Source organism: Mesorhizobium sp. M7A.F.Ca.CA.003.01.2.1 (assembly GCF_003998945.1).
Classification (GTDB): Bacteria; Pseudomonadota; Alphaproteobacteria; order Rhizobiales; family Rhizobiaceae; genus Mesorhizobium; species Mesorhizobium ciceri.
This window is the reverse complement of sequence record NZ_RZRA01000316.1, coordinates 1-5,539: the sequence shown is the minus strand read 5'-3', so window position 1 is coordinate 5,539 and position 5,539 is coordinate 1. Positions and strand designations below refer to the sequence as shown.

At 60.7% G+C, this 5,539-nt stretch carries 7 protein-coding genes and 1 tRNA gene; 3 read left to right on the top strand and 5 right to left on the bottom strand.

All coding sequences use genetic code 11. From position 1 onward, the window contains the following. Nucleotides 1–117 precede the first annotated feature (117 nt). On the top strand, nucleotides 118–987 hold the full coding sequence (locus EN969_RS14705; protein ID WP_013529066.1) for an endonuclease/exonuclease/phosphatase family protein: 870 nt from the start codon (nucleotides 118–120) through the stop codon (nucleotides 985–987). A gap of 7 nt (nucleotides 988–994) precedes the next feature. Here EN969_RS14705 and EN969_RS14700 read toward each other — a convergent pair whose 3' ends face one another. The 4 genes from EN969_RS14700 to EN969_RS14685 form a co-directional block, all read right to left on the bottom strand. Next, nucleotides 995–1,525, bottom strand: a complete 531-nt coding sequence (locus EN969_RS14700) for a GNAT family protein (protein ID WP_027163447.1) — start codon at nucleotides 1,523–1,525, stop codon at nucleotides 995–997. Nucleotides 1,526–1,546: 21 nt separating this feature from the next. Beyond that, a complete protein-coding gene (locus EN969_RS14695; RefSeq protein ID WP_164758259.1) occupies nucleotides 1,547–2,134 on the bottom strand; it encodes a GNAT family protein in 588 nt (195 codons plus the stop codon). Nucleotides 2,135–2,254: 120 nt separating this feature from the next. Then, nucleotides 2,255–2,524 (bottom strand): 50S ribosomal protein L27, encoded by a 270-nt coding sequence (rpmA, locus tag EN969_RS14690; RefSeq protein ID WP_013529063.1) that lies wholly within the window; start codon nucleotides 2,522–2,524, stop codon nucleotides 2,255–2,257. A 97-nt stretch (nucleotides 2,525–2,621) separates the two neighbouring features. Next, nucleotides 2,622–3,302, bottom strand: coding sequence for a 50S ribosomal protein L21 (locus EN969_RS14685; protein ID WP_013529062.1), 681 nt, complete (start codon nucleotides 3,300–3,302; stop codon nucleotides 2,622–2,624). Nucleotides 3,303–3,706: 404 nt separating this feature from the next. Here EN969_RS14685 and EN969_RS14680 point away from each other — a divergent pair. Next, a tRNA-Ser gene (locus tag EN969_RS14680) sits at nucleotides 3,707–3,796 on the top strand. A 114-nt stretch (nucleotides 3,797–3,910) separates the two neighbouring features. After that, nucleotides 3,911–5,233, top strand: a complete 1,323-nt coding sequence (locus tag EN969_RS14675) for an integrase (protein WP_063169217.1) — start codon at nucleotides 3,911–3,913, stop codon at nucleotides 5,231–5,233. Here the strand turns inward: EN969_RS14675 and EN969_RS35535 are convergent. Continuing rightward, the coding region (locus EN969_RS35535) for a hypothetical protein (protein ID WP_206525159.1) at nucleotides 5,211–5,539 on the bottom strand (329 nt) is incomplete at its 5' end. The two genes, EN969_RS14675 and EN969_RS35535, sit on opposite strands and share 23 nt — an antisense overlap.

Below are 5,539 nucleotides of genomic sequence, written 5' to 3'. Positions count from 1 at the left end.
ACTAGTGGCTTTGCGGCATTGCTCTAAACCTTGGCCCTTGCTCTAAACCAAGGCGCGGCGAAGGGCGAGGCCGTTTTGTGACAATGGCCATGTGGGGTTGGCCGGAGAGACGTCGGAATGAAGCTTGTAACCTACAACATCCAGTACGGCATCGGCCTCGACGGGCAGTACGATGTCGGGCGCATCGCCGATGCCGTGCGCGGCGCCGACGTGATCGCTTTGCAGGAGGTGACCCGCAACAATCCTCGGAATGGCGGCCGCGACATGGTCGCCGAGATCGGCGAGGCGCTGCCCGACTATTTCGCCGTCTATGGCAGCAATTTCGAGGCCAATATCGGTTCGCACATCGACAACGGCCGTGCCGTCACGAAAACCTTCCAGCTCGGCAACATGGTGCTGTCTAGGACGCCCATTCATCTGTCGCGCAACCTGCTTTTGCCGCGCAGCCGCAGCTTCGAGATGATGAACTTCCAGCGCGGCGCGCTGGAAGCGCTGATCGAGACGCCGCTTGGTTTCATCCGCTTCTATTCCATCCATCTCGATCACCGCAGCCCCCTCGAACGCGCCAGCCAGATCCAGTTCCTGCGCCAACGCATGCTGAACTATGCGCTCGAAGGCGGAGCACTGTCCGGCGTCGCCGAGATCGGCCTGCCGGAACTGCCGCATCCCGAAGCCTTTGTCGGCATGGGCGATTTCAACATGCTGGCCGGCTCACCCGAATATGTCGAACTCGCCGGCCGGCCGGACCATGAATTCGGCATGCCGCTGACCGCCGACTTCGCCGTCGATGCCGCCTTGCGGCTGAACGCCACCGGCGACGATCTCATCAGTTGGGTCGATCCCAAGCAACCCACCGATCCCAGCCGGCACAAGCGCATCGATTATATCTTTACCAGCGCTTCGCTTGCCAGATCCCTGCAGCGTCTGTGGGTCGACCGAAAGGCAGTCGGCTCGGACCATCTGCCGGTGTGGGTCGAACTGGGCTGATGGCCATTCATCTGGCGGCGTTTTCGCGTTCGACGATCGCCATCATGATCGTATCGCGGTATTCCCCGTCGACATGGACGGCATCGCGCTGCACGCCCTCCCTGACAAACCCGACCTTGTCGTAGAGAGAGATGGCGCGAGCATTGTCGGAATGCACGGAGAGTTCGATGCGGACGAAACCGGCCCTGCGCGCTTGCGCCAAGGTTGCATTGATGAGCCGCAGTCCAAGCCCTCGCCCCCGATAGGGAGGAACAATCCCCATCCCGAGGGAGCCGCGATGGGCATGGATGAGCCGATCATGGCGTGAGATGTCGCACCAGCCGACGACCTCGCCACGAACAACGGCCACGAACCCCGGATCGCCTCTCCCGATACGATCCATTGCGAAACTTCTGACTTGATCCAGCGGTGGCGCCTCAAGGAAGGACAAGTACTTTCGCTCACGCGCTACGACATCGAGCGCGCGATGAAAGCTTTCGATATCCCCAGGCGTCATCGGCGCGATCGCGGCCGTTTCAATATCGCTGCTGTCGACCATTGGTTTGACCGTCGTCATCCATCAGAAATGCACCCAGTTCCGCAGGCTGGTCCAGGTCTTGCGATCGAGCCGGTAGCGCTCGACGGGAACCTGGCCGGCGACGATCGAGTTCAGCATGCCCTGGCCGGCATACTGGAACCCGCACTTGTGGATGACGCGGCGCGAGGCCGGATTGATGACCCGCGTCGAGGCATGCAGGACCTGGATCGACGTCCTCTGGAAGGCGAGATCGACCAGCGCGTGCGCTGCTTCCGTCGCATAGCCCTTCTTCCAGTGCGGCTCGCCGATCCAGTAACCGAGCTCCAGCCCGCGATCGGTGGTGTTGAGGCCGGCGCAACCGACGAAGGTGTCGGTGCCGGCCAGCGTCAGGGCATAAGCAATGCCGGCCCGGCGCGATTTGGTCATGGCCAGGAAAGCGCGCGCCTCGGCCTCGCCATAGGGGTGCGGCATGCGTGCCAGCATTTCGGCGACATGGCGGTTGTCGGCAAGCTCGACCCGCCCCGCGATATCGCCCTCGTGGGGCGCCCGCATCACCAGCCGCTCGGTGACCAGCACCGGGCAGTCTATCGCGTAACTTTCGTCTTCTGAGTCTTCCGCTTCGGCAACCATTTGAAAGTCCTCCAGGCACAAGAAAAAGGGGAGATGGAAACCCATCTCCCCTGATCCTTTTCCTGGCTTTGCCAGACACCGGTTCCCGAGATGGGCGCCGGTGTTCTAGTGCGGAACCGGCTACTCCGCGGCTTTGGCAATCGGGTTGACCGATACGTAGGTTCGGCCGTTGGCTTTTTTGTTGAACGTCACGGCGCCGGTCTCGAGCGCAAAAAGCGTATGGTCCGTGCCCATGCCGACATTGACGCCGGGATGCCACGTGGTGCCGCGTTGACGAATGATGATGTTGCCCGGGATGACGGCTTCGCCGCCGAACTTCTTCACGCCCAGACGCTTGGAATGCGAGTCGCGACCGTTGCGCGACGAGCCGCCAGCTTTCTTGTGTGCCATCTAACTAACTCCGTTGCGCCGCAAGGCGCCTAAAAGGCCTTATGAACGCGTTCGCGTTCCGTTTCAAGTCCGATCCGGCGACCTGGTCGCCAGAAAATTACTTCGCCGCCAATTCCTTGGCCTGCTCGCGCCAGTCCTTGATCTGGTCGGCGCTGAAGGGCATGTGCTCGTCGATCTTGGCGACATCCTTGTCGGTCAGCTTGGCGAGCTGCGCGAAGGTGATGATGCCCTGCTCGTTGAGATCCTTGGCTGCGACCGGGCCGATGCCCTTGATCACGGTCAGATCGTCCGGCTCACCCTTGGGCGCCTTGAACAGCGGCGCTGCCGCGGTCTCGGCTGCCTTTGTCTCGGCTGCCTTGGCCTTGGGCTCCTTCTTCGGCGCGGCTTCCGCCTGCACCTCGGTGGCGGCCTCGGCCTTCACCTTCTTCGGCGCCTTGACCGCTGCCGTCTTCGTCGGCTTGGCGCCACCCAGCAGGATCTCGGAGATCCGCACGGTGGTCAAAAGCTGGCGATGGCCGATCTTGCGGCGCGAATTCTGCCGGCGGCGCTTCTTGAAGGCGATGACGGTGCGGTTCTTGCCCTGCTCGACGACTTCGGCGGTGACCACCGCGCCGTCGACGAACGGCGCGCCGAACGTGACATTCTCGCCTTCGCCATGTGCGAGGACGTGGCCGATCTCGACCATATCGCCGACAGCGGCTTCGAGTTTTTCGATCTTCAGGAGATCGTTGGCGGCAACGCGATACTGCTTGCCACCCGTTTTAATGACTGCGAACATTTTTTGCCTTTCGCTGTTCGGTCGGCCTTGATGAGCCGCCTCTGGCGGTTCAGCCGTCTTTTTGTCAGTCTGCGGGTTCAAAAAACAAGCGGCGCGGAAGAACCCTCCACGCCGATTGCGCGCTGTCCCTAACCGAAGGTTGAGTGCGAGTCAAGGCAAACAGCTGTTGTCGGGACTGTTGTTGGCGGCCGAAGGATCGAGCGTGTCAGCACGACTGCACGACGTGACCGTCGTCGAGGCAAGCACGCGTGACTGGTTACCAACCTACCCAGGCCTCGCCGCCGCTGAACCGTCGCGAATCCGCTGCTTGCCCGGCAAGCCAAATAACTGACGGATTGGCCTTGTAACCTGCCCGTTCAGCCGTTATCTAGTGCGCCGCGCCGGCAACGGCCGACCATGACCGCGGAGAGGTGGCAGAGTGGTCGAATGCACCGCACTCGAAATGCGGCATGGGTGCAAGCCCATCGGGGGTTCGAATCCCTCCCTCTCCGCCATTTAGCTTCCATAAAAATCCTTTCCTTTCAAAAGCTTCCTTGTTGCGCTTGACCAGCACGAAGCGAAACATATCTTAGACTGTGTAACAAACTGTGTAACATTAGAGAAAGATAATGCGACGTTCCGCAGCGCCAAAGCCGCATAAACGTGAAGGCATCTGGTATCTCGTCCGCAGGGTGCCGAAGGAATTCGCGGCGTTTGATCGCCGCTGCCTAGTACGCATTTCCACGGGCGTCGCCGTGGCTGACGATCCCCGCGGTGTACGGGCGCGAGATGCAGTGCAAAGCCTCGGCGCGGGGCTGGAGGCGTATTGGCGTAGACTGCGGGAAGGCCAATCCGCCGAGGCGGGGCTGCGTTTCGAAGCCGCGAGGAAGCGCGCGCGGTCATTTGGATTGGCCTATCGCACTAACGAGGAACTAGCAGCGGGGCCGCTCGACGAACTCATGGCCCGTATCAAGCTGCTCCTCGACAAAAAATCGATCGAGGACGCGCAGGACGTCTCGGCCGTCATGGGTGGGGAGAAGCGGCCAGCGGTCCGCCTGAGCGGTCTTATCAAGGAATTCGAGACGATCGAGCAACAGAACTTGCTGACCATGTCGCCCAACCAAATCAAGAAATGGCGTAACCCCAAAAAGCGCGCAGTTGCCAATCTGGTTGGAGTCATTGGCGACAAGGAGATCGCAAGCCTCACTCGGGACGACGCAATCGCGTTCCGCGAGTGGTGGCAAAAGCGGATCGTTGAGGATGGACTTGATATCGGTACGGCCAACAAGGACATCGGCCATGTTTCGAAAATGCTGCGCGTCGTCGATCTGACTCACCAGCTCAAGCTGGAGCCGGTTTTTCGAAACCTGCGTCTTTCCGGCGCCGTCCCCGGGCAACGCGCTGCGTTCACAGCGGAGTTCATTCAGGAGAAGATACTCGCTGAAGGCGCGCTCGACGGACTCAATGACGAAGCCCGCCATCTAATCTATGTGATTGCCGATACCGGACTCAGGCTTTCTGAAGCGGCAAACCTCACCACCGAAACAATCCACCTCGATCGAGAAATCCCGCATGTGCGGGTGCGCCCCAATGGCCGTCGCTTGAAGACCGGTCATTCAGCCCGTGACATTCCCTTGGTTGGCGGCGCACTTGCAGCCATCAAGCTCCATCCGGACGGCTTTCCTCGTTATCGCGACAAGGCCGCGTCACTTTCAGCGCTCGTCAACAAGGTGCTCGCCAGCAAGGAACTTCTGCCGACTTCCGAGCATAGTCTTTATAGCCTGCGACACACTTTCGAGGACCGGCTGACGGCAGTTGAGGCGCCGGAGAAGGTAATTGCTTCTCTGATGGGCCACAAATGGATCCGGCCCAAATACGGCGCGGGACCTTCGTTAGCGCAAAAGCGCGAGTGGCTCCAAAAAATCGCTTTTACCCCGCCCGGGCGAATGTGATTGCGGCGCCATCCAGGCCTTGAGAACCAACCTCACGGCTCCAGCTGTCCGAGCCATTTAGGTTGAGCGTGGCCAGCACGCGCTGCGCTCGCTCGCGATTTCCGAGCTTCCGCCGCATTTGTTCGACCTCGTATTCCAGCCTTTCGAAGGTCGGTATATAGGCATCTCCATGCCGGATGACCAAGTAGGCGGCAACAGCTAGACACCATTCTAGCTCCGTGGCCGATGGATCGGAAAAAGGGGCGACGCCATACCAAGACGAGCAACGCCTCTCGAGGGCTTCCGAACTAGGCAAACGGCCAGCAT